Genomic DNA, 25,019 nt, shown 5'->3' with positions numbered 1-25,019 from the left:
TGGTCTACTAGGACTCGAACCTAGAAAGACGGCACCAAAAACCGTAGTGTTACCATTACACCATAGACCAGCAGTGCGGTTAAGCGGGTGCAAAATTAAAACTTTATTTAATTTATGCAAATTTTAAAGTAAACTTTTTTCAAATAAAAAAAGCCTCTCATTTCTGAGAGGCTTTTCTGTTGGTCTACTAGGACTCGAACCTAGAAAGACGGCACCAAAAACCGTAGTGTTACCATTACACCATAGACCAGCAGTGCTGTTAAGCGAGTGCAAATTTAAGTCTTTATTTAGTTTGTGCAAACTTTTTGAGCAAAAAAAATGTTTTTTTTTGATTTTTTTCACGTTAAAATCAGCTTCAGCATTAAAAACTCCTCATAGACAACATATTAGTTTTAAAAGATAGTTTTGTAGAATTTTATGTTAATGGTCGTTTCTTTAAGTAAAAAAACATTTTCTTTGTAGGATAGAAAAACATTCAAATTTTTAATACCTAAATATGGCACAATTCAATTTCAATAAATGGAATACAATTATTGGTTGGTTTGCATTTGCAATCGCTTTAATAACTTACACATTAACTGTTGAACCTACAATGAGCTTTTGGGATTGCGGAGAATATATTGCTACCGCAGCCAAACTTGAAGTAGGTCACCCACCTGGAGCTCCGCTTTTTCAGATGATGGGTGCATTTTTTGCCATGTTTGCAATAGATGCTCAGCATGTAGCTCTGATGGTTAACATGATGTCTGTTTTTTCTAGTGCATTTACCATATTATTTATGTTCTGGTCGTCGTCTATGATTTTGAAAAAGATTGTAGGTCGTTTTACAGAAATTGATCAAAACAATTCAATTGTTATTTTAGGAAGCTCATTTGTAGGGGCTTTGGCTTATACTTTTTCGGATAGTTTTTGGTTCAACGCAGTAGAGGCAGAAGTTTATGCAATGGCTTCTTTATTAATTGCTTTGCTTTTCTGGCTTGGTTTGCGTTGGGAGCAAGACATGGACCAACCAAAAGGAAACAAATGGTTACTAATTATTTCTTTGGTTATTGGTCTTTCGTTTGGAGTTCACTTTATGGCTCTTTTAACTATTCCATCGATCGGATTTTTATACTATTTCAAACACTACGAAAAAGTTACAATCAAAAATTTCATTATTGCTAACATTGTAGTTATTGGAATTTTATTGTTCATTTTTAAATTACTTCTTCCTCTTACTATGGCATTTTTCGGAAAAACCGAAATCTTCATGGTTAACAGCATGGGACTTCCATTTAATTCAGGAACTATCTTTGTAGCTTTATTATTTATTGCGTTTTTCTATTTCGGCTTAAAATACACGAAGCAAAAAGGTTTAATATTCTACAACACTATCATATTGTGTATTTTATTTATCCTGATTGGTTTCTCAACTTGGTTAATGCTTCCTGTTCGTGCAAACGCGAATACAGTTATTAACGAAAACAAACCATCAGATGCAACTGAGGTTTTGGCTTATTATAATCGTGAACAATATGGTGTAAATCCGTTGTTTTACGGACCTCAATACACAGAACTTTTTGCTGGTCTTGATGCTAAAACGCCTTATTTAGACAAAAAGCCTAACTACGAAAGAGATTATAAAACTGGTAAATACATTATTACCAATAATTATAAAAATGCAGAACAAAATTCTGATGACAACCAGAAAGCGATTCTGCCTAGAATGTGGAGCACGGAAACAGCTCACATTCAAAACTATATCAACTTTACCAATCCTCCGAAGTTCCGAATTAATCCTAATTACAATTATGAGGAAGATTTGGCAAAATACGGAATCGACGCAAGCCAATTGACTGAAGATGAATATAACAAAGCTACAGCTCAATTGCGCAATGAAGTTGAAAAAACTGTTTCTGAATTCAGAAGAGCTTATGCTCAAAAACAGATTGATAACGAAGGTTACGTAAAATTCTTAAGAAGCTATGGTGAATATCTTCTTATCGAAAAACCTTCTACAGGAGACAACTTCAGTTTTATGTTTGAATATCAATTCGGATACATGTATTGGAGATATTTAATGTGGAACTTTGTTGGACGCCAGAATGACATTCAAGGCAAATATGACAATCTGGACGGAAACTGGATTAGTGGTATCAAACCTTTAGATTCTGTTCATTTAGGTTCTCAAGACAACTTACCTTCTGATGTTTTAAACAACAAAGGGCGTAATGCTTATTATTTTATTCCGTTTATTCTAGGGTTAATCGGTATAATGTACCATGCTAACAAAGATTTAAAGAGTTTTTATGTTCTTTTAGCTTTGTTTTTATTCACAGGAATTGCATTAAAAATATATTTGAACGAAAGACCTTTTGAACCTCGTGAAAGAGACTACGCGCTTGTAGGTTCCTTCTACGTCTTTGCCATCTGGATCGGATTTGGTGTTTATTCACTTTACGAAAGTCTTCAGAAATATCTCGCTCCTAAAATTGCTGGACCAGTACTTATTGCGGGAAGTTTATTGGCAGCGCCTGTTTTAATGGCGGCTCAAAACTGGGATGATCACGACAGATCTGGAAAATATACAGCAGTTGCAATGGCAAAAGCGTATTTAAGTTCTTGTGATAAAGATGCTATTTTATTCACCATTGGAGATAATGACACCTTCCCTCTTTGGTACGCGCAGGAAATTGAGCATTTTAGAACCGATGTGAAGATTGTAAATACGAGTTTGTTTATGACAGACTGGTACATCGATCAAATGAAAGCGAAGTCTTATGAATCTAATCCGTTGCCAATTTCTTTCAATCACAGCCAGTATGTGGGTGATAACTTGGATTATACGGCTTATATTCAAAAAATTGATACTCGTTGGAATATTAAAGATTTTATCGATTTCATCAAAAACCCTAAATCTACTGTTGGATTACAAAACGGACAAACTATCCATTTCTATCCAACAAACAAGATTAGAGTAAATGTAGACAAGAATCTGATTATCAAAAACAAAGTTGTTAATCCTAAATATTACGATTCTATTGTTCCTTATTTAGATATTGATATTAAAGGAAGTGCATTATACAAAAACCGTTTAATGATGCTTGATATCTTGGCTAATAACAATTGGAAGCGACCAATTTATTTTAGCGGCGGTGCTTTTGATGATGAAGATTATTTATGGTTAAAAGATTATCTGCAGTTAGACGGAATGGTTTACAAACTGGTTCCTGTAAAAAATGCTCCTTCTAAAGACGGTGGACCATTAGATATGGGACAAATTGATGCCGATAAAATGTATGATATCGTAATGAAATGGGATTGGGGTAACAGCGAAAGCGAAAAAATCTACCACGACCCAGAAACGAGAAGAAACAGCATTACGTACCGTACGAATCTTTCTAGATTAATGAATCAGCTTATTGCTGAAGGTAAAATTGACAAAGCTAAAAACGTAATAAATTTAGCAATGACTAAAATGCCTTTGGATAAATTTGGATATTATTCGTTAGTTGAAGGTTTTGGTGACGGTTATTATAAAGTTGGCGAAAAAGCTAAAGCCCAAGATCTTTTAAATAAACTGGTTCAGAAATATAGAGAGAATTTGGATTATTATAAAACTTTAACGCCTTCAGATCAGACCGATTTGGCAATGGATATTATTACAGATATCGAGCGCTATAGAAGTTTGCTGCATGTAATGGATGAAAATAAAGACACTGCTTTTTACAATAAGCACAAAACTACATTCAATACTTATGTAAATATTTTTGAGCGTTTTGGACGTGAAAAAGAATAAATAATATACGAAAATCTTACTGATTAAAAAAATGCAGCACTGTTTGATAAATAGCGCTGCATTTTTTAATTTTATACGTACAATATAATTTTAATTCAAAATGAGCTTTTATTGGGTAAAAACTAATGCATTTATCAAAAAGGTGTTTTCTAAATATTGCTGGGACATTCCTAACAACGAAAAGAAAATATACCTCACTTTTGACGATGGCCCAACTCCAGAAATCACAGACTGGGTTTTATCTGAATTAAAAAAATTTGATGCCAAAGCTACTTTTTTCTGTATTGGAAAAAATATCAAAGCAAACTTGGCTTTATTTGAAAAGTTAATCACCGACGGACATTCTATTGGAAACCATACCATGAACCATGTAAATGGATGGAAAAGCCACACAAATGAATATGTTGAAAATGTAAAAAACTGCGCGGCAATTTTAGACGAACAAGAAAAAGCGCCTCGCTGTTTGCTATTCCGCCCTCCTTACGGGAAAATTAAAAAAGCGCAGTCTAAGATTCTTAGAAGTTTAGGCTATAAAATTGTAATGTGGGATGTTTTAAGTGCTGATTTTGATCAAAGCATTACTCCTGAAAAATGTCTTGAAAACGTGACAAAAAATGTAAAATCAGGAAGTGTAATTGTTTTTCATGACAGTATAAAGGCTTCTCCAAATTTAAGATTTGCCTTGCCTCGAACACTGCATTTTTTAAAAGAAAACGGATATAAGTTTGATATTATTCACTAAATAACATCAATAAAAAGAAGTTATTTAGACGCTGAATTGTTCCTGAACAATCCCGATTATAGTATTGGCATCAAGCTCTCCAGATTGCCTCCAGATCATTTGTCCTTCTTTATAAATCATTAAAGTTGGAAGTCCTTTAATACGAAGTGCTTCAGCTAGTTCCTGATTTTTATCTACATCAATTTTGATTACTTTGGCCTTATCACCAAGCGCAGCAGCTACGTCCTTAATAACAGGATGCATAGATACCGAAGATTCATTCCAATCTGTGTAAAAGTCAATTAACACTGGAACTTGAGCATTTATTAATTCTCCAAATTTTGACATAAAACCAAAAATTTAAGTTTTTTAAATCTCTTAAAAGAAATATATATTATACAAATGTAGCATTTTTAACGAATTAAGCGACATTACGGCCTTTTTTTAGTTCAATAACTGTTATTTCCGGCATAATTCCAACTCGTCCTGGATAAGCGTGAAAACCAAACCCACGGTTAACATAAACGTATCTTCCGACGTTTTCGTACAATCCCGCCCATTGTTTGTAAATGTACTGCGCCAAACTCCATTTAAAATATCCTGGAATTTCGATTCCGAACTGCATACCATGCGTATGGCCTGCAAATGTCAGATGAAAATTCTTTGGATGGTCTTTAATTTCGGCCTCCCAATGACTCGGATCATGGCTCATTAAAATTTTAAAATCGTCTTGATGCACATTTTCAGAAGCTTTATTCAGATCGCCAGCTTTCTTAAAATTCACACCCCAGTTTTCTACCCCAATTAAAGCGATTTTATCATCACCTTTTTGAATATAAGTATGCTCATTCAGCAAAAGCTTAAAGCCAATCTGGTCGTATAATCTTTTTATTTCCTGAAAATTTTCATTTTTATCCTTTTCAGAAGGCCATGTTACATATTCACCATAATCATGATTTCCTAAAACCGAAAACTTACCGTATTTGTAATTCTTGATACGATTAAAAGTTTCCAGCCAAGGATGCATTTCTTTAGCATGCGTATTTACAATATCTCCAGTAAACAAAATCAAATCAGATTCCTGTTCATTAATCAGATCGATTGCATAATTAATCTTTTCTGGATTATCGAAACTTCCGCTATGAACATCAGAAATCTGCGTGATTTTAAAACCATCGAAAGCATCTGGAAGATCTGGAAAAAATACGGTTTGTTTGATGACTTTGAAATTATATTTCCCTTCAAAAATTCCGTAAATAATGGAAAGAAACGGAATCGCAGCCAACCCTAAAGCAATCTGGCTAACAAACTTTCTTCGATCTGGCATCATTTCTTTACGTGGCGCATTGTAAACAAAATAATTTACAATACTAGCTCCTATTCTAAAAATATCCTCACCAAACATTATTAAGGTAAGTACAATTTTTGGAACGTATATTACCAGCATCAAACCTGTAGTAAACATAAACTGTCTGGTTTGACCAACAGAGCGATCTACCTGAGAAAATGAATATATAATGAAGATTAAAGCCAGTAAACTTATAATTTGATAACCAACCAAAACCCAGCGTGCTTTGATTAATGTTCGAAAAGCCTGATAAGAATAGAACTCAATAAATAATAAAAGAGCGCATAGAATTACAAAACGAAGGATCATTTAATATAGTTTTAAACAAAGTAACAAAGAATGAAAATTCTATTGGTTTTTATTATAATAAATTTAACGCTCTAAAAATAAAAAAGCCGAAAGATTACTCTTTCAGCTTTAACCTACCTATCTTTAAAACTATTTTATATTAGAGATTTACATCTCATTTATTTTGCTGTTGCAGCTTCTGGTTTTGCAGCTTCTGCTTTTTTACCTCCTTTTGCTTTTTTGTGTTTTTTATCGTGTTTTTCTGTTTTTACCTCTTTAGTTTTTGCTGGTGCTGGAGTTGTTTGCGCGTTTACCATTGCAAATGTTCCTAAAACTGCTACTGCTAAAATTGCTGCTTTTTTCATGACTTTTAAATTTTATGATTACTATTATTTCATTATTTATAAGTCAAAATTACATTCATGAGATTAAGGCAAAATGAAGAAAAAGTCTTACAATAAAGTTTAACTTTTAATTATGTTTTTCAAACCATAATTTAAAAGAAGTTCCTTCATTCAATACCGATTTTACCGTAATTTCTATATGGTGAAAAGAAGCAATACTTTTTGCAATGGCAAGACCTAAGCCCTGCCCTTCCTGATCTGAACTGATTCGGGCAAAACGGCTGAATACTTTATCCAATTGTGTTTCGTCCATTCCAATTCCAGTGTCTTTTACTGAAATAAAATAACGATTATCTCCAAAACCATCTTCGACCATAATCTTTCCCTTCGGCTTGTTATATTTTATAGCGTTGGTCACCAGATTATAAATCAGGATATGAATTAAGGTTTTGTTTCCAATAAAAATAAAACTGTTTTGCATTTTATTTTCAAACTGAATTTCTCTATCCTCAATACGATCTTGGAGATCTTCATACAAATCTGAAACAATTTCACGAAGGTTGATTTCTTCATTCGCTTCGTATTGATTGTTATCAATTCTTGAAATCAGCAATAAATTATTAATGATTTTTTTCAGCATATCGAGCGTCTTTAAAGAACCTGCAATTTTATCCATTGCATTATCATCCAGAGATTCATTCTGCAATAAGTTTTCAAGCTTATTTTTAAGAAGCGCAATTGGCGTTAGAAGCTCGTGTGAAACATTCGAAATAAACTGTTTTTCTTTTTTAAAAACTTCAGCAATTCGATCCATCATCTGGTTTAAAACAAAATCTAACTCTCTGAAATCTCTTGAAACCGCTTTTATCGGAGTGTGATCGAATGCATCTGGTTCGTTGACACGCCTGATTTTGGTATCGATAATTTTATAAAATGGTTTTAAAAGATATTCGATATAAAAAGTATCGGCCAAAAAGGTAATCAAGAGAATCACCACAAAAACAATAATAATAAACAGTTTGATTACGAATGTTAAATCGTTGACTTCGCTCAAACTGCTGCCAATTTCAAGCTGATAATCTTCGCCTTCATAAGTAAAATGATGCTCTAGAATTCGATATTCGTTTTCTTCGCCTTCAATTTTTCGGTATTCATTACTAAAAGTTGTTTTTTTCTGACGTGGTTTTATCGGAACTCTAGAAAGCACCAAAAACTCACTATGAAGGGTTGAAAACTCAGAAAAAGTTCCTGTTGAATTGTCCGGATTTTCTATAAAATCATTTATTTCCTCTTGATTCAGATGTTCAATAAATTTTTTCTTTTTTTCGAGCAGCGTGGTATTAATATGGCGATATACGACATTTTCTACCAAAATAGGAAGCATCAGCCATAAAATCAAAATGACCAGCAATCTGGTCAAAGCATTAAAAATGACTAATTGATGTTTTATTTTCACAAGAATCGATTTATTCGTTTATACGATATCCTACATTTCGAACCGTTTCAAACCAATCTATAGCAGTATGTTTGTCCAATTTTTTTCGGAGATTACGAACATGCACATCGATAAAATTAGAATCTGAATTTACCTCCAAAACATCTCCCCAAATATGTTCTGTCAGCTGCAATCTTGTGATAACGCGGTTTTTATTTAAAACTAAATATTGAAAAATATCAAATTCTTTTTTGGTGAGGTTTAAAGGAATTTCATTAAAACTAACTTTATAATCCTGAAGTTGCAGTAAAAAACCGTGAATGCTTAAATTGTTTAAAGTAAAACCATGAATCCTGCGAATTACCGCAAATATTCTCGCCGCCAATTCTGTCAAAGCAAAAGGTTTCGTTAAGTAATCATCGGCTCCTAGATGAAGCCCATTAATTCTATCACCTAATTCTCCGCGGGCAGTAAGCACAATCACCGCAATTTTTGATTTTGTTTTTCGAATGGTCTGCAAAACTTCAAAACCGTCGCCATCAGGCAAACCAAGATCCAGCAGCATAACATCATAATCATTGCTTCCGAATTCTTCCAGAGCATCGGCACAGTTATTTGCAATTTTACAAATATAACCTGCATTGCATAAAAAATCGAAAACTTCTACAGCAAGTTCTTTATTATCTTCAACAATTAAAACATTCATAAACAAAGGCTTTTAAGCGCAACTAAAATTAATCAATTATCAAAAGTCTAATCGCACATTATTAAAAAATTAACGAATAAAAAAAGCTGATAAATTTCTCCATCAGCTTTCTTCAATCGCATTCTCATAATCATTATTCCTGTTTTGTTTCCTTACAATGCTCCGAAAACAAAACGAGAGCAACTCTTATTTTTTCACTTTTGCAGTCTCTGGTTTTGCAGTTGCTGCTTTTGGCGCTTCACTTTTTACTGATTTTGTTTTTTTATCAGCTTTGTGTTTAGGATTTTTGGTCGCTTTTACTTCTTTTGCCGGAGCTTCTTTTCCGTCTTTTGCAGGAAATGCGTGAACCATTGCACTTGTTCCTAAAACTGCCACTAGTAACATTAATAAATTTCTCATGATTTCTAAGATTTAAGAATTAATAACCTTTTATTTTACAGATCAAAATTACCCTTACAAGATGAAGGAAAAATGAAGAAATCCTACGTTTAAAATATTTTAACTTGATGTTAACGCTTTGTGTTTCTGAACCATATAAATCATGTAAGTTTATTTTGGATTAGTAGGAATAATTTAATCTCATCGTAATAAAAATTAAAATGACCTTACATGACTTATATGGTTCAATAAAATATTCCTTTTCACAATTTAGACGCACTGCGGTGTGTCTCTACAAAATGACATGACTTATATGATTTAAAAATTAGACGTACGACTGTGCATCTCTAAAAAAATAAACTTATATGGCTTATATGGTTTAAATTTAGAAGCATTACGGTGCTTCTCTACATATATGGTGGAAAAAAAATCTGATTAGTTTAACTTTTGAGAACCCAATTGATTATTTTTACAGACTAATATTTTTAATATGTCAACTCAAAAACGCCTTTTTCTTCTAGATGCTTACGCATTAATTTTTCGCGGTTATTACGCCTTTATTAAAAACCCGAGAATCAACTCAAAAGGAATGGATACATCTGCAATTATGGGGTTTATGAACTCACTTTTGGATGTTATTAAAAGAGAAAAACCAGATCATTTGGCCGTTGCTTTCGATAAAGAAGGAAGCCACGCGAGAACCGAAATGTTCACCGAATATAAAGCCAATCGTGACGAAACTCCAGAAGCGATTAAAATTGCGGTTCCGTACATTCAAGAATTATTACGAGCGATGCATATTCCGATTATTGAACTTGCTGGCTGCGAGGCCGATGATTTAATTGGAACTATTGCCAAACAAGCAGAAAAACAAAACTACAAAGTCTATATGGTAACGCCAGATAAGGATTTTGCACAGTTGGTTTCTGAAAATATCTTTATGTACAAACCTGCCCGTATGGGTAACGGAATCGAAATTTGGGGCGTTCCAGAAGTATTGGCAAAATTTGAAATTGAAAGACCTGAGCAGGTAATTGATTTTCTTGGAATGATGGGTGACGCTGTAGATAATATTCCTGGATTGCCAGGTGTTGGAGAAGTTACGGCTAAAAAGTTCCTGAAAGAATTTGGAACTATGGAAAATCTTTTAGAAAATACGCATTTGTTAAAAGGTAAAATGAAAGAGAACATTGAAGCCAATAAAGAAAAAGGTATTCTTTCTAAAAAATTAGCAGCCATTATCACCGATTGTGATGTTACCTTTAATGAAGAAGACTACGAACTTTCTCGCCCAGATATCGAAAAAACAGATGCTATTTTTCAAGAGTTAGAGTTTAGAAGAATGGCGGAGCAATTTGATAATTTATTTAAAACGGGTGGTACGCAGACTGAAGCGCCAGATGCAAATGCTAAACCAGCCAAAAAAGCATCAGCTAAAAACGAAGATCAATTTGATCTTTTCGGAAGCGCGACTACAGATGAAGATACAGACACTCATAGAACTTCTTTCTACAATACTTTAGAAAACACAGAACATTCATACCAAACTGTTCAAGGTGATTTAGGAATTAAATTGCTTTTGCAAAATCTGCAAAAACAGCCTTCTGTTTGTTTTGATACTGAAACAACAGGAATTGATGCGCTGCATGCAGAATTGGTTGGAATGTCTTTTGCTTACGAAAAAGGAAAAGCATTTTATGTTCCGTTTCCGGAAAATCAGGAAGAAGCAAAAGCTTTGGTTGATAAATTTGTTCCGTTTTTTGAAAATGAAAACATTGAGAAAATTGGACAAAACTTAAAATACGATTTAAAAATCCTTTCTAATTACGGTGTTACTGTAAAAGGAAAGCTTTTTGACACGATGATCGCGCATTATCTAATTAACCCAGATATGCGTCATAATATGGATATTTTGGCAGAAACCTATTTAAAATATTCTCCAAAATCTATTGAAACTTTAATTGGTAAAAAAGGAAAAAATCAGCTTAACATGCGTGATGTTCCTTTGGAAGATATTAAAGAATATGCTGCCGAAGATGCCGATATTACTTTACAATTAAAAGAAATTTTTACCACTGAATTAGACAAGACCGAAACTAAAAAGTTGTTTGATGATATCGAAATTCCATTGGTAAGCGTTTTGGCTGATATGGAAACTGAAGGTATTCGTTTGGATGTTGATTTCTTGAAAGAAATGTCGAAAGAAATGGATGTCGAAATCAAATCTTTGGAACAAAAAATCTACGAAACGGCTGGAGAAACCTTCAATCTGGCTTCTCCAAAACAATTAGGAGATATTTTATTTGACAAACTTAAAATTGGCGGAGCAAAACAAAAGAAAACCAAAACGGGCCAATACGCAACTGGTGAAGAAGTTTTGACTTATCTGGCAAATGACAACCCAATTGTAAAAGATATTTTAGATTGGCGTCAAATGGTAAAATTGCAAAGCACTTATATTCTGGCTTTACCAGAACAGGTTGATAAAAAGACCTTGCGTGTTCATACTGATTATATGCAGGCTGTTGCTGCAACTGGACGTTTAAGTTCTAATAATCCGAACTTGCAGAATATTCCGATTCGTACTCAGAGAGGACGTCAGATTCGTAAAGCTTTTGTGGCGCGCGACGAAAACCATACATTAATCTCTGCCGATTACTCTCAGATTGAATTGCGAATTATTGCCGCTTTAAGCGGAGAAGAAAATATGATTGCCGCTTTCCAAAATGGAGAAGACATTCACAGAGCCACGGCCGCAAAAGTTTTTGATGTGGCGCTAGAAGAGGTTTCTCGCGAACAAAGAAGCAATGCTAAAACGGTAAACTTCGGAATTATCTACGGTGTTTCTGCTTTCGGATTGAGCAATCAAACTTCACTTTCTAGAAGTGAAAGCGCCGCTTTGATCGATGCTTATTATAAAACATATCCAAGATTACGTTCTTATATTAATGAGCAGGTTGAATTTGCACGCGAAAATGGTTATGTACAAACTATTTTAGGCCGTCGCCGTTATTTAAAAGATATTAATTCTGCTAATGCCGTTGTAAGAAGCGCTGCTGAACGAAATGCTGTAAACGCACCAATTCAGGGAAGTGCTGCCGATGTGATTAAAATAGCGATGATCAACATTCATAAAAAACTCCGCGACGAAAACTGGAAATCGAGAATGCTGCTTCAGGTGCATGATGAGCTTGTGTTCGATGTTCACAATGACGAACTCGAAAAAATCCAGCCAATGATTAAACACGAAATGGAAAATGCATTTAAAATGTCGGTTCCTTTAGAAGTTGAACTTGGATTGGGTAAAGACTGGCTAGAAGCGCACTAACAATTTTAGATTTCAGATTGTTGATTTTAGATTTTAGATTTTAGATTTTTTTCAAATAAAAAAAGTAAATGACCGACGATTTTAGGCCGCCGATTAAAACACGAACAACAAAAGAGTTGTTAGCGATAGCCGGCGCTCCAAAAAAATGGAATCCGAGAGCTTACAAATTGGCAACAAACGAACTTCATCTTAGAAAAGTTGATTTTAAATTAATACATCAAGCTAAATATATAGAAAAGAAGAAGGAAAATCTTGAAGTTTTAAAAAAGGCTAAAGAAAGCTATAGCATTTTTGACTTTCTATTTAATCTTGGAGGAACACTTATTGAAATTATATTTTCATGGAATTTAGAAAAAGAAGGGTATCTAACAAAAGCTCAACAGCAAAAGAAGTTTAGAATACTATTATTTTTCATAATTGCGTTTGCATATTTACTTTCTATCTAAACATATAAAGCCATTCTATTCGAATGGCTTTTTTATTCAATAAAAACAAAATCATTTCAAGCTATAAGAATTTCACTTTTCTTACATTTACTACTCCATTTTTAAATTTAAAAAAGTAAAATGAAGAAATTTCTTTTGCACCTATTTCTACTTTATTCAACAATTGCATTTTGTCAAAGCAAAGCCTATTATCTGGAAGGAACTCTCGGAAAAAGTAAAATTTTCATGAGGTTTGAAATTTATGAAGATGACAGTACACCAAACATTGTTTACTTTTATCAAAGCTCATTAAAAGATATTAAACTGGAAGGAAAAGTAAGTGACGGCAATAATTTTACATTCTACTTTAAACCTGGAGATAATATTACTGAAAAATTTTACCTTAAAAAATCAGGAAACAGTTTTGATGGTTTTTGGTATGATGCTAAAGACAAAAAATTAGCCGTTCATCTAGAGCCCGTTAATTTTGACAATTACAAATCAAATCTCAAAATTAGGTTTGATGACGAAAAGCTAAACTTAGTAAAATATAGATTCCTTGAATTTAAAAAACAGAAGACTACACTTTACAACAACAAAGAATTTGTTTGGTATTCTGAAAAGCATTGCGCCTCAGATTTCTTTAGATTGGGAACTAATTTTTCTGAGAAAAGCAAAACCTTGATTAATCCGATTTTAGAACAAATTCATATCGAAAACACCTTAAGTCAGCTTGGCTGTTCTTCTAGTTTTGAATATAGCAATGGACAAGGCATAGAAAGCAACACAACAATAAATTATTTAAATACCAATTTGTTAGGTTTTCAAACTTCTGATTCTTGGTTCTGCGGAGGCGCGCATCCCGATTTTGGAAGCAGCGGTTATTTAATCGATTTAAACAACGGAAAAAAATATGAAATTGATGATATTCTGGCTTTTGATAAAAGTGTAACGGGTGACAAAGAGAATAATTTTGATGCTTTTTCAAAATACAGAACTGATTTTTTTGCTCCTAAATTACTTGCTGTAATTAATTCTCAGGAACATTTTGAAAAACCAAAAAATGAAGATGATTATTGTGATTACACCAATGAAGAATACTGGGATTTTCCATCTTGGAATTATACAGAAAAAGGAATTGAATTTACTCCTATCTTTTATAGAGCAGCAAGATCCTGTGAAGAATCTTTTCTAGTTCCGTTTGAGAAATTAAAAAAATACAAGAATCCTAAATTTCCTTATGAGTTAAAATAAAAAACATCCGCCGCGGCGGATGTTTTCTGTTTATTTTTTCTTTCTCGTAGATTCTCTTTCTTTCAATTTCGTTTTAATGACGATTGTTTCGTATTCAGAAATTGTTCCTTCTGGTTCTTCCAATCTTTCGATTAATCTTTTTGCAGCAACTTCTCCAATTTCAACACCGTGCTGACTTACTGTAGTCAGACTTGGCGATAAACGTCTTGAAGCTAAAATTCCATCAGCAAAACCAATAATCGAAATATCTTCTGGAACTCTGTAGCCTTTTTTCAAACTTACTCTTAGCGCAGCAACCGAATCATTTTCGTCCAAAGCGAAAATTCCGTCTACTTTTTGATCCAATATGCCTTCGATTCTGCTTTTCATATCTTCTTCAGAATCGGTACGAAGAATTATCTTTTCGTTTACGGGAATATTATTGTCTTTCAAAGCTTTCAAATATCCGTCAGCTCTCAATTTTCCGATACTTAAATTGTCTACAGAAGAGATTAAGGCAATATTTTTACATCCTAAATCGATTAAATGCTGTGTTGAATTTAATGCAGAATCAAAATCATCTACCACCACTTTATCACATTCAACTTCATCAGCAATTCGGTCAAACATTACAATTGGAGTTCCGTCATTTATAATTTCAGAAAAATGATTGTAATCCTGTAATTTTTGAGCTTCTTCAGAAACCGAAAGAATGAAACCGTCGATTGTTCCGTTACTTAGCATTTCTAGTGTATGAACTTCTTTTTCTAAAGATTCATTAGAAATACACGTAATTACATTATACCCCTTTTTGTCGGCAACTTTCTCAATACCGCTAAAAACTTTCGCGAAGAAAGAATTTAAAATATTAGGAATAATCACCCCGATCGTTTTGGTTTTACGGTTTTTTAAATTTAGACCAATAACATTAGGCTTGTAATTTTTGAGTTTGGCATACTCCTTAATCTTCACCTTTGTTTGCTCACTGATTTCTGGGCTGTCATTTAACGCCTTAGAAACTGTCGATACAGAAACACCAAGTTCTTTCGCAATTTGTTTTAGAGTTGCTTTAGCTTTCATTTAAAAATAGTTTTTCATGTAATTGATACAAATATAGTAGAATTACCGAAAATAAAACAAAAAACAAGTACTTCATCTTCAAATCACTGAAATTTTTTTAAAAGAAAAATAATAAATGTTAAAGTTTAAAACCGTATGTCTAAAAATTTCGTTAATAAACTTAAGACCAATGTTATTAACCTTATTAAAAAACCTTTAATTATGAAAAACGAAGTTAAAATTCATGAAGTTGATCCTTCATTGAATAGCAGAAGGAGCTTTCTTAAGCTCAGTGGGTTAACATTAGTAACCACAGGTTTGGTTTTAGCTGGATGCAGCGACAATGATAACGATGATAATAACATGGGCGACACCTCACTTCCTGGAGTTCGAAATGGTGTTTTTGATTTAGGCTCTGGCGATTTTGGAGTTCTTACTTATGCATACGCTCTTGAACAATTGGAAGCTGATTTTTACACCAAAGTTGTAAATGCAAGCAATTTCAATACTGTTTTTAGTTCTTTAGAACGAGAAGTCTTAACCGATTTGTACCATCACGAGGTGGTTCACAGAGATTTCTTCAAAGCCGCTTTGACTGGAGCGCTTCCAGATCCAAGTTCACAATTGCTTCCTTCCCTAGCCTTTAATTATGGTTCACTAAATTTTAATAGCCGCACCGAAGTTCTTGCTACTGCAAAAGCATTAGAAGATACAGGAGTTGCTGCTTATAATGGTGCTGGAAAATTAATCAAAACTGCCGATTATTTATTGTTAGCAGGAAAAATCGTTTCTGTAGAAGCGCGTCATGCGGCGGCTATCAGAAGTTTGATTAATCCGAATTCTAAAGATTTTGCTGGAGATGATATCGTAAACATGTCAACAGGTTTAGATGACGCTAAAGATCCGTCTAAAATTCTGCCTATTGCTGCCGGTTTTATCACTACAAAATTTACAGCTAAATATTTACCTTAATCTAACCAGCTAAAACTTAGAAATTATGAACATTTTAAAATTTATAGAATCCTTTACTGATGATAATTTATTAAATAGCACTGGCTCAAGAAGAGACAGTTTTTCTCAGTTTGGAAACATCGGAAAAAATTTAGCGCTGGCTTCAATCCCTTTTGGACTATCAGCTTTGACTAATAAAGCTTTCGCTAAAGATATAACAGCAACTCCTGCTACGCCTATTGGAGCGCTTCAATTTGCTCTAACATTAGAATATCTAGAAAACGAATTTTATGCTATGGCTCTAGATTCTGGCGTAATTCCAGCATCTGAAAATGGTGGACGCGATTTAAAAGTTTTTCAGCAGATTGCTGCGCATGAGTCTGATCACGTGAAATTTCTAATTGCAGGATTAGGCGGAACAGCGAGTCCAAACTTTGTTGCCAAACCTACTTTTGATTTTACGGTTGGAGGCGCTTTTAATCCTTTTGGAGATTATCCCACATTTTTGGCTCTTGCTCAAGCTTTTGAAGACACAGGTGTAAGAGCCTATAAAGGACAGGCAGCGAATTTAATTACCACACCCGATTTATTACAAGCCGCTTTACAAATTCATTCTGTTGAAGCTCGCCACGCATCTGAGGTGCGAAGACTTCGAGGTTTAAAAGGCTGGATTTCTAATTCTGATAGAGGCGCAGGAATGCCAGCAGCGACACAAGCCGTTTATGATGGGGAAGGCGTAACCATGCAGGCAGGTTTTAATACTGCAACTGCATTTGGCGCTGCGGCAGGCTCAGAAGCTTATGATGAACCACTTACAACACAACAGGTGGTAGATATTGCCAATATATTTATTGTATAAGCCATTTTTTTTGTATTATTGAACCGTCTTTTTACTTCAGAAGAGACGGTTTTTTTTATGTCCATTTATTTCAAAAACTGAATGCCTGATTTTCAGCGAATAAAATATTCTTTAAGGTATTTGGTTTTAAAATAATTAATTGTACTTTTGCATCCCCTTTATTGGGGATGGAATGTTTAATTAAAATAATATTATGGACGCATTAAGCTACAAAACAGTTTCGGCAAACAAAGGCACTGTAACTAAAGAGTGGATTGTTGTTGACGCTGAAGGTCATAACTTAGGACGTCTTGCATCTAAGGTTGCTATGATCTTAAGAGGTAAGTACAAGCCAAGTTACACACCGCACGTTGACTGTGGAGATAACGTAATTGTTATCAACTCAGAAAAAATTAACCTTACAGGTACAAAATTGAATGACAAAATCTACATGCGTCATACAGGTTACCCAGGAGGACAAAGAACTTTAACTGCTAAAGTATTGCAAGCTAAAAACCCTGCATTATTAGTAGAAAAAGCGGTAAAAGGTATGTTACCTAAAAACAAATTAGGAGCAGAACTTTTCAGAAATCTAAATGTTGTTGTAGGAGCTGAGCACACTCACGGAGCTCAAAAACCTAGAACTGTTAACCTAAATGATCTTAAGTAATGGGAGTTATTCACAAAATCGGTAGAAGAAAAACCGCTGTTGCACGTGTATACGTTTCTGAAGGAACTGGAAACATCACTGTAAACAAAAAAGAATTCGCAACTTACTTTCCAACTGCAACTTTACAATACAAAGTTTTACAACCGCTTTCTATGACAGAAAACGCAAGTAACTTTGACGTAAAAGTAAACGTTTACGGAGGTGGTACAACTGGTCAAGCAGAAGCTGTAAGAATGGCATTAGCACGCGTAATGTGTGAAGTTAACGCTGAAAACAGAGCTATCCTTAAACCAGAAGGTTTATTAACAAGAGACCCAAGAATGGTTGAACGTAAGAAATTCGGTCAGAAGAAAGCTCGTAAGAGATTCCAGTTCTCTAAACGTTAATATTACCTGTCTTGTTCGGATGGGACAAGACATTATCAATTATTTATTGAAATTAAAAAACACAGTTATTGTTGCTCTCCTATCGAGGTAGGATATAGTTTAGCATCTAAATGTATAAAGCCAGAGAAATCGCCATTTATACATTGCTAATCAACAGAACGTAAACTAGTACAAAAATGGCAAACAAAATAGAAGTAAAAGAATTACTAGAAGCAGGTGTTCACTTCGGACACATGACTAGAAAATGGGATCCAAACATGGCTCCTTACATTTATATGGAGCGTAATGGTATTCACATTATCAATCTATATAAAACTGCAGCTAAAATTGAAGAAGCTAATGAAGCTTTGAAAAAAATTGCTGCATCAGGTAGAAAAATTTTATTCGTAGCTACCAAAAAACAAGCTAAAGACATCGTTGCTGATAAAGCAAAAGCTGCAAACATGCCTTACATCACTGAAAGATGGCCAGGTGGAATGCTAACTAACTTCGTAACTATCAGAAAGGCAGTTAAAAAAATGTCTTCTATCGATAAAATGAAGAAAGATGGTACTTTCAACACACTTTCTAAAAAAGAGCGTTTACAAGTTGATCGTCTACGTGCTAAATTGGAGAAAAACTTAGGTTCAATTGCTGATATGTCTAGACTACCTGCAGCATTGTTCGTAGTAGATATCAAAGCTGAACACATCGCAATAAAAGAAGCTCAAAAATTAAACATTCCAGTTTTCGCAATGGTTGATACGAATTCTGACCCAAGAGAGGTTGATTACGTGATTCCTGCAAATGATGATGCTTCTAAATCAATTGACAAAATTTTATCTTTAGTAACTACTGCTGTAATCGAAGGTCTATCTGACAGAGGTGCAGAAAAAGAAGTTGAAGCTGCTGAAGAAGCTCCTGCTGTTGAGGCTGAAGCTGCTCCTGCAACTGAAGAATAAATCAAATTTTAAATTCCAAATTTTAAATTCCAAATTCCAAATACAAAATTAAAAACGTTATGTTGATAATTTAATAAAATTGGAGTTTGGGATTTAGAAGATGGAATTTTTACTTTTAACATTAAAATTCAAAATATTATGGCAACAATTACTGCTGCAGACGTAAATAAATTAAGACAATCTACAGGTGCCGGAATGATGGACTGTAAAAAAGCTTTAGTTGAAGCGGAAGGAGATTTCGATAAAGCGATCCAAATCCTTAGAGAAAAAGGACAAAAAGTTGCTGCTAACCGTTCTGACCGTGAGTCTTCTGAAGGAGCTGCTGTTTCTTTTATCAATGCTGATAACACTAAAGGAGCTATTCTTACTTTGAACTGCGAAACTGACTTCGTAGGTAAAAATGAGGCTTTCGTAACTTTAGCTAAAGATTTAGTTGAAAGAGCTATCAACTTCTCTTCTAAAGAAGATTTCTTAGCTTCTGATTTCAACGGAATTACAGTTGCTGAGAAATTAATCGAGCAAACTGGAGTTATCGGTGAGAAAATCGAAATCGGTGGTTTCGAAATTTTAGAAGGTGCTTTCGTTGGATCTTACGTTCACGTTAACAAAATTGCTGCTTTAACAGCTATTTCTGCTAAAGTTGACAACGCTGAGACTTTAACAAAAGATATCTCTATGCAAGTTGCTTCTATGGGTGCTGATACATTATCTTACAAAGATTTTGATCCTGCTTTCGTTGAATCTGAACTTGCTGCTCGTATTGCTGTAATCGAAAAAGATAATGAAGAAGCTGCACGTTTAGGAAAAACGTTGAAAAATGTTCCTAAATACATCTCTTTCTCTCAATTAACTCCAGAAGTTATCAAACAAGCTGAAGAAGATGCTAAAGCTGAATTAAAAGCTGAAGGTAAACCAGAGCAAATCTGGGACAAAATCCTTCCAGGAAAAGTTCAACGTTTTATCTCTGACAACACTACGTTAGATCAAGAGAAAGCGTTACTTGACCAAAACTTCATCAAAGATGACAGTAAAAAAGTAGGTGATTACGTTAAAGGATTCAACGTTGAAATCACTGGTTTCAAAAGAGTTACTTTAGGTTAATATATTATTTTTTCAATATTAAAAAGCCCGAATATTTAGTTATTCGGGCTTTTTTTATTTCAGTCAACTTTCAACTGGAAAATTTCTCGCTCGCATCAAAGCATCAGATTGTGGAGCATGTCCTCTGAAATTCTCGTACATTGTTTCATTATCGATCGTGTTTCCAACGCTTAAAACTGTTTTATAGAGACGTTCAGAAACATTTTTGTCAAACGGTCCATTTGCTTCCAAAAACGCTTCCCAAGCATCGGCATTGATTACATCTGCCCATAAATAGCTGTAATATCCTGCTGCATATCCGTCACTTGAAAATATATGTGCAAATTGTGGAATTCTATGTCGCATCACAATTTCTGAAGGCATATTAATTTCGCTTAAAATCTTTTTCTCAAAATCATACGGATCGATTATCTCGGTTGTAAGATGCAGTTTCATATCAACAAACGAACTTGAAATTGTTTCTACAGTTGCAAAACCTTCATTAAAATTAGCTGCTTTTCCTATTCTTCCTACTAATGACTGAGATAAAGGTTCGTTTGTTTTGTAATGAAGGGCAAACTTATTTAGTACTTCAGGAGTTGCTAACCAATGTTCTAATAACTGGGAAGGAAACTCCACATAATCTCTTGCGACCGAAGTCCCAGAAAGGCTCGGATAAGTAACATTCGAACACAACCCGTGCAATGCATGGCCAAATTCGTGAAACAAAGTCGTCGCATCGTCCCAAGAAATCAAAGTTGGTTCGTCGCTGTTTCCTTTTATAAAATTGCAGTTGTTTGACACAATTGGCAATACTTTTCCGTTGATTTTCTGCTGATCGCGATGCGAATTCATCCAAGCTCCAGAACGTTTTCCAATTCGCGCATATGGGTCAAAATACCATAATCCAATTGGTTCTCCTGTATTTCTATTATTTACTTCCCAAACTCTAACATCTTCATGATAAACCGGAACATCAAACAACTGCTTAAAACCTAAATCAAACAATTCGCCCGCTGTCCAAAACATCGATTCACGTAAATTTTCTAACTGCAAATATTGCTTTATTTCGTTCTGATCTAAATCGTATTTTTCTTTTCGCACTTTTTCTGCATAATAACGGTAATCCCAAGGCTGGATTTTAAAGTTCCCTCCTTCTCTATCTACCATTTCCTGCATTGCCGAAACATCATTTTTTACTTTGTCTACAGCAGGTTTCCATACAGAATGCATTAGATCGAGCGTTTTCTGCGGATCCTTTGCCATTTTATTAGACAAACTCCACTCAGCAAAATTAGCAAAGCCCAAAATCTTCGCTTTCTCTGCTCTTAATCTTAAAATAGATACAAGAGTGTCATTTGTATCATTTTCATTCTTATTATCGCCTCTTTTTACAAAAATTTTAAAAGCTTGTTCTCTTAAATTTCTTTTGTTGGAAAAAGTCAAAAAAGGCTCAATTGAAGATCTTGTATTTCCGATACATCCCAAAACATTCAGATTTCTTTCTTTTGCTTCGGCAATTGCGGCATTTTTAAATTCTTCAGGTAAACCGTCAAAATCAGCTTCCGTTTTTAATTCGATATACTGATTATTTTCTTCTGCCAACAATTTTTGACTAAAAGAAGTAAAAAGCGTTGCCAATTCTTGGTTTATTTCGGCAACTTTATCTTTGTCTTCTTTGTTTAACTCCGCTCCTTCTCTAACAAAATCGGTATAATACAGCCAAAGCAAACGTTGCTGCTCCTTCGTGAAATTTTCCTTTTCATCCGATTTGTATAAAGCTTCAATTCTAGAAAACAACTTCTCATTTTGATACAGCTTATCATTAATCTCTGCCAATTTTGGAGACATTTCTGTATCAACACTATTAAATTCTGGAGTACTCAAATTCGATCTATAAATTCCGTAAACCGCATAAATTCTATCTAACTTTTCACCAGAAAGTTCTAAAGCTTTGACTGTATTTTCAAATGTCGGCTCTTCTGGATTAGTTGAAATTGCATCAATTTCTTCCAATTTTTCTTTTATTGCAAATTCTATTGCAGGCTTAAAATCGGAAACTTTGTAGGCTGTAAAATCTGGAACCCCTCCATAAGGACCAGACCATTCTCTTAACAATGGATTATCTAATTCTATTGGTGTTTTCATAACTATACTTTTATTAATTCTGTACAAAAATTGGACTAGCAAAAAATGCAACAGAATCTCAAAATTAACCAATCGAAAGCAAACTTCTTAATCCGTTTCTAAGATTTAAAAGAAATAGTTTATTTTTGAAATATCAATACCAAAAATCAAATGTTTAAAACCAGAAAAGAAATTGTTTTTGTAATTTTATCAGGGATATTTATCACCAATGCCGTTGTTGCTGAGTTAATTGGCGGAAAATTAATCCAAGTTGGACCTTTTGTAATGAGTATCGGAATTTTGCCTTGGCCAATCGTATTTCTAACAACCGATTTGATTAATGAATATTTTGGTGAAAAAGGAGTAAAAAAACTTTCTTTTATAACGGCATGTCTGATTGCTTATGCTTTTATTATCTTGTTTATGGCTATGGTAATTCCGGCCGCAAAAGGAATAAGTCCTGTAAATGATGAGCAATTTCAAGCCGTTTTTGGACAGAGCATGTGGATTATAGTTGGAAGTTTAATCGCTTTTATGGCTTCTCAGCTTATTGATGTTTGGATTTTTTGGTTTTTTAAAAACAGAACCGGCGAAAAGAAAATATGGCTGAGAGCAACGGGTTCTACCGTAATTTCGCAATTATTTGATTCGTTTATTGTTTTGGGAATTGCTTTTTGGCTTCCAGGAAAGATAGACTTTGACACCTTTATATCTTCAGGATTAATAGGATATACTTTTAAACTGGCAATCGCTATTTTATTAACCCCAGCGATTTATTTAGGACATCATCTGATTAAAAAATATTTAGAAGGAGATCCAGCACAAAAAAGTTAAAGAATAAAAAACTTAGGTCATGAAAAATAATTACTTTCTTATTTTATTCTCTGTCTCCTATTTCTTTTTAAGCTGTGGAAATGACGAAAAAAAACAGCATAAAAAAACCATTCAGCCTGTTAATAAATTAACACCCGCTGGCGTAAAAATAAATTCTACAATTTCATCAAAAAGCATTACCGCTCCAAAAGAGATCGATTCCAAAAAAACTGTTTCGACAAAAAATCCTTTTGCAGTTAAAACTCCGATAGAAGTTAAAACGGTAAATTCTAAAACCGTAAATAATACTTTAAATCAGCCAACTTCTATAAAAAAAGAAGCCAACGACAAATTATTAAGCTTTGTCAATATTCGCAAAATATTAGAAAAATGCAAAATGGGTCAGACCATGACTCAAAAGCAGTTAACAGAGAACTTCGAGATTCCCGAAGAAGCGGTTAAGCTCGTAAAAAGTGTAACTAAAACAGCAGAAAATGAATTGGCTGTAAAATGGCATTCTACTTGGTTTATTGAAAAAGTATCTGACGCAGAATTGGAAGATGGCAAAATGAAAGTGGTATTTAAAGCCAATAAAATGTACACTTCCGGAAATGCAATTGGCATTAAATACAACAAAAAAATCTACAATAATTTAGTTATAGTTGGACGTTCTGCATATATTCCGAGTGTAAAAGGTTATAGTTGGCAGATTGGAAGATAGTTGACCATACAGTGTTTCGAGAGAAAAAGCTAAAAAAAGTATTTTTTTTAAAATAAAAATAATCTTACAAAAATTAGTAATGATAAAAAATAGTTCGTAGTTTTGTTTTTTAATATTATTAATAAATTTATTACAAAATGAAGAAATTAGCTATTTTATTTGTTTCAATTGGGATATTACTATCATCATGTAGTAGCAACGATAATGAAAGCGACGACAAGGGCTCAATATCTGAAGCTTCTGTTATTGGCAAATGGAAACTTACAAAAAGAGGAAATATCTTAGATGGTTCCGAACTCCTATTAACAATTACTCCAGAGGGCGGGTGCAGTAATGATCAAATTGAATTTTTAGAAAATGGAAACTACAAAGAATTCGAATATGAGTATACCAATTCAAAATGTAAGGAATACACCAATGACGGAACATGGTTAAAATCAAATAATACCTTAAAACTAAAAGACATATTAAATAATGAAACTAGTTATGAGATTCTAAGATTAGATGAAACTTCCTTGAGATTAAAAATTACAAAAGGCAAAGATAATGCAGTGTATAAGTTATTAGAATACACTAGAAAATAATTATATTATTTAATAAAATACGCCTCGTTTCAATTTGAAATGAGGCTTTTTTATATCTTTAAAATAAAAAACAATGGAACTAATTAGATGCGGCTGGTGTTCCACCAGCGATTTATATAAAAAATACCACGACGAAGAATGGGGAACTCCTGTTTACGACGACCCGACTATTTTTGAATTTTTAATTTTAGAAACTTTTCAGGCGGGTTTAAGCTGGATTACGATTTTAAACAAAAGAGAAAACTTTAAAACTGCTTTTGATCATTTTGATTATAAAAAAATTGCTAATTATTCTGAAGATAAAATCGAAGAATTGATGCAAAACACAGGCATTATTCGAAACGGATTAAAAATTAAATCTGCTGTTTCAAATGCACAAGCATTCATGAAAGTTCAAGAAGAATTTGGAACTTTCTCAAAATACATCTGGGAATTTGTTGATGGAAAACCAATCGACAACAATCCAAAAACCTTAAAAGATGTTCCGGCAACAACTCCAATTTCTGATGCGATTAGTAAAGATTTAAAGAAACGCGGTTTCAAATTTGTTGGCTCAACGGTTATTTATGCTCACATGCAGGCAACTGGAATGGTCAATGATCATATAGAAGATTGCTTTACGCGAAAGAAATAACTATCTCAGTTTCAGTTCTAGTTTTCATTTTTTTTGAACTTGAAAACCTTAAACTTGAAACTTTAAACAAAAATTACATATATTTGCTTCACACTTTAGGGGTGTCTGCATCATGCAGGCTGAGATTTTACCCTCTGAACCTGATCTAGTTCATACTAGCGTAGGGAAAAGTAAGATGACTTCTATGCGCGCGCCTGCGTGTATTTTGTAGCCATTCCTATTGTGTAACTA

23 protein-coding genes, 2 tRNA genes and 1 riboswitch are annotated in these 25,019 nt (G+C 33.7%); of the genes, 15 read left to right on the top strand and 10 right to left on the bottom strand.

The features are described from left to right. Together Q9Q97_RS07485 and Q9Q97_RS07480 are read right to left on the bottom strand one after the other, a co-directional pair. Positions 1-70: transfer RNA gene (locus Q9Q97_RS07485), tRNA-Gln, on the bottom strand. A 109-nt stretch (positions 71-179) separates the two neighbouring features. After that, a tRNA-Gln gene (locus Q9Q97_RS07480) sits at positions 180-250 on the bottom strand. A 246-nt stretch (positions 251-496) separates the two neighbouring features. Here Q9Q97_RS07480 and Q9Q97_RS07475 point away from each other — a divergent pair. Both Q9Q97_RS07475 and Q9Q97_RS07470 read left to right on the top strand, forming a co-directional pair. Then, entirely contained in the window at positions 497-3,778 is a 3,282-nt protein-coding gene (locus tag Q9Q97_RS07475; RefSeq protein WP_306155933.1) for a DUF2723 domain-containing protein, read from the top strand. A 100-nt stretch (positions 3,779-3,878) separates the two neighbouring features. Continuing rightward, entirely contained in the window at positions 3,879-4,520 is a 642-nt protein-coding gene (locus Q9Q97_RS07470) for a polysaccharide deacetylase family protein (RefSeq protein ID WP_306155932.1), read from the top strand. 24 nt (positions 4,521-4,544) lie between these two features. Here the strand turns inward: Q9Q97_RS07470 and Q9Q97_RS07465 are convergent, their stop codons facing one another. The 6 genes from Q9Q97_RS07465 to Q9Q97_RS07440 all read right to left on the bottom strand — a co-directional run bounded on the left by Q9Q97_RS07465 (position 4,545) and on the right by Q9Q97_RS07440 (position 9,019). Then, positions 4,545-4,847: a co-chaperone YbbN gene (locus Q9Q97_RS07465; protein WP_059117840.1), complete on the bottom strand. Its 303-nt coding sequence runs from the start codon at positions 4,845-4,847 to the stop codon at positions 4,545-4,547. Positions 4,848-4,920: 73 nt separating this feature from the next. After that, entirely contained in the window at positions 4,921-6,156 is a 1,236-nt protein-coding gene (locus tag Q9Q97_RS07460) for a metallophosphoesterase (protein ID WP_306155931.1), read from the bottom strand. A 158-nt stretch (positions 6,157-6,314) separates the two neighbouring features. Further along, positions 6,315-6,500: a hypothetical protein gene (locus Q9Q97_RS07455; protein ID WP_306155930.1), complete on the bottom strand. Its 186-nt coding sequence runs from the start codon at positions 6,498-6,500 to the stop codon at positions 6,315-6,317. Between the two features lie 106 nt (positions 6,501-6,606). Next, on the bottom strand, positions 6,607-7,935 hold the full coding sequence (locus tag Q9Q97_RS07450; RefSeq protein WP_306155929.1) for a cell wall metabolism sensor histidine kinase WalK: 1,329 nt from the start codon (positions 7,933-7,935) through the stop codon (positions 6,607-6,609). Positions 7,936-7,945: 10 nt separating this feature from the next. Continuing rightward, entirely contained in the window at positions 7,946-8,620 is a 675-nt protein-coding gene (locus Q9Q97_RS07445) for a response regulator transcription factor (protein ID WP_306155928.1), read from the bottom strand. Between the two features lie 186 nt (positions 8,621-8,806). Beyond that, positions 8,807-9,019 carry a hypothetical protein gene (locus tag Q9Q97_RS07440; RefSeq protein WP_306155927.1) on the bottom strand — a complete coding sequence of 71 codons (213 nt, stop codon included), beginning with the start codon at positions 9,017-9,019 and terminating at the stop codon, positions 8,807-8,809. Positions 9,020-9,488: 469 nt separating this feature from the next. Between Q9Q97_RS07440 and polA the strand changes: the two genes are divergently transcribed. From polA to Q9Q97_RS07425, 3 genes are all read left to right on the top strand, one after another. After that, the gene (polA, locus tag Q9Q97_RS07435) at positions 9,489-12,326 is read left to right on the top strand and encodes a DNA polymerase I (protein WP_306155926.1); all 2,838 of its coding nucleotides are present in this window, start codon (positions 9,489-9,491) and stop codon (positions 12,324-12,326) included. Positions 12,327-12,394: 68 nt separating this feature from the next. After that, complete coding sequence (locus tag Q9Q97_RS07430) at positions 12,395-12,772, top strand: hypothetical protein (RefSeq protein ID WP_306155925.1); 378 nt, start codon at positions 12,395-12,397, stop codon at positions 12,770-12,772. A 120-nt stretch (positions 12,773-12,892) separates the two neighbouring features. Next, positions 12,893-14,005 carry a hypothetical protein gene (locus Q9Q97_RS07425; protein ID WP_306155924.1) on the top strand — a complete coding sequence of 371 codons (1,113 nt, stop codon included), beginning with the start codon at positions 12,893-12,895 and terminating at the stop codon, positions 14,003-14,005. Between the two features lie 30 nt (positions 14,006-14,035). Here Q9Q97_RS07425 and Q9Q97_RS07420 read toward each other — a convergent pair whose 3' ends face one another. Beyond that, a complete protein-coding gene (locus Q9Q97_RS07420) occupies positions 14,036-15,064 on the bottom strand; it encodes a LacI family DNA-binding transcriptional regulator (RefSeq protein ID WP_306155923.1) in 1,029 nt (342 codons plus the stop codon). Positions 15,065-15,265: 201 nt separating this feature from the next. Between Q9Q97_RS07420 and Q9Q97_RS07415 the strand changes: the two genes are divergently transcribed. The 6 genes from Q9Q97_RS07415 to tsf all read left to right on the top strand — a co-directional run bounded on the left by Q9Q97_RS07415 (position 15,266) and on the right by tsf (position 19,930). Beyond that, positions 15,266-16,015: a ferritin-like domain-containing protein gene (locus tag Q9Q97_RS07415; RefSeq protein ID WP_306155922.1), complete on the top strand. Its 750-nt coding sequence runs from the start codon at positions 15,266-15,268 to the stop codon at positions 16,013-16,015. A 25-nt stretch (positions 16,016-16,040) separates the two neighbouring features. After that, positions 16,041-16,853: a ferritin-like domain-containing protein gene (locus Q9Q97_RS07410; protein ID WP_306155921.1), complete on the top strand. Its 813-nt coding sequence runs from the start codon at positions 16,041-16,043 to the stop codon at positions 16,851-16,853. A 193-nt stretch (positions 16,854-17,046) separates the two neighbouring features. After that, positions 17,047-17,502 (top strand): 50S ribosomal protein L13, encoded by a 456-nt coding sequence (gene rplM, locus Q9Q97_RS07405; RefSeq protein ID WP_125722248.1) that lies wholly within the window; start codon positions 17,047-17,049, stop codon positions 17,500-17,502. Then, positions 17,502-17,888 (top strand): 30S ribosomal protein S9, encoded by a 387-nt coding sequence (gene rpsI, locus Q9Q97_RS07400; RefSeq protein WP_008466792.1) that lies wholly within the window; start codon positions 17,502-17,504, stop codon positions 17,886-17,888. Before rplM ends, rpsI begins: the two co-directional genes overlap by 1 nt. Positions 17,889-18,064: 176 nt before the next feature. Next, positions 18,065-18,829, top strand: coding sequence for a 30S ribosomal protein S2 (gene rpsB / locus Q9Q97_RS07395; protein ID WP_095927954.1), 765 nt, complete (start codon positions 18,065-18,067; stop codon positions 18,827-18,829). 138 nt (positions 18,830-18,967) lie between these two features. Further along, entirely contained in the window at positions 18,968-19,930 is a 963-nt protein-coding gene (gene tsf, locus Q9Q97_RS07390) for a translation elongation factor Ts (protein WP_306155920.1), read from the top strand. Positions 19,931-19,993: 63 nt separating this feature from the next. Here tsf and Q9Q97_RS07385 read toward each other — a convergent pair whose 3' ends face one another. After that, on the bottom strand, positions 19,994-22,057 hold the full coding sequence (locus Q9Q97_RS07385; RefSeq protein WP_306155919.1) for a M3 family metallopeptidase: 2,064 nt from the start codon (positions 22,055-22,057) through the stop codon (positions 19,994-19,996). A gap of 150 nt (positions 22,058-22,207) precedes the next feature. Between Q9Q97_RS07385 and Q9Q97_RS07380 the strand changes: the two genes are divergently transcribed. The 4 genes from Q9Q97_RS07380 (at position 22,208) to Q9Q97_RS07365 (ending at position 24,788) form a co-directional block, all read left to right on the top strand. Further along, the gene (locus Q9Q97_RS07380) at positions 22,208-22,870 is read left to right on the top strand and encodes a queuosine precursor transporter (RefSeq protein ID WP_306155918.1); all 663 of its coding nucleotides are present in this window, start codon (positions 22,208-22,210) and stop codon (positions 22,868-22,870) included. A 19-nt stretch (positions 22,871-22,889) separates the two neighbouring features. After that, on the top strand, positions 22,890-23,570 hold the full coding sequence (locus Q9Q97_RS07375; protein WP_306155917.1) for a hypothetical protein: 681 nt from the start codon (positions 22,890-22,892) through the stop codon (positions 23,568-23,570). A gap of 137 nt (positions 23,571-23,707) precedes the next feature. After that, positions 23,708-24,154: a lipocalin family protein gene (locus tag Q9Q97_RS07370; RefSeq protein WP_306155916.1), complete on the top strand. Its 447-nt coding sequence runs from the start codon at positions 23,708-23,710 to the stop codon at positions 24,152-24,154. A 73-nt stretch (positions 24,155-24,227) separates the two neighbouring features. Then, complete coding sequence (locus Q9Q97_RS07365) at positions 24,228-24,788, top strand: DNA-3-methyladenine glycosylase I (RefSeq protein ID WP_306155915.1); 561 nt, start codon at positions 24,228-24,230, stop codon at positions 24,786-24,788. 87 nt (positions 24,789-24,875) lie between these two features. Then, a riboswitch (TPP riboswitch) is annotated at positions 24,876-24,972 on the top strand. Positions 24,973-25,019 lie beyond the last annotated feature (47 nt).

Source organism: Flavobacterium sp. DG2-3, from assembly GCF_030730925.1.
GTDB lineage: Bacteria > Bacteroidota > Bacteroidia > Flavobacteriales > Flavobacteriaceae > Flavobacterium.
This window is presented reverse-complemented; position numbering and strand designations above follow the sequence as displayed.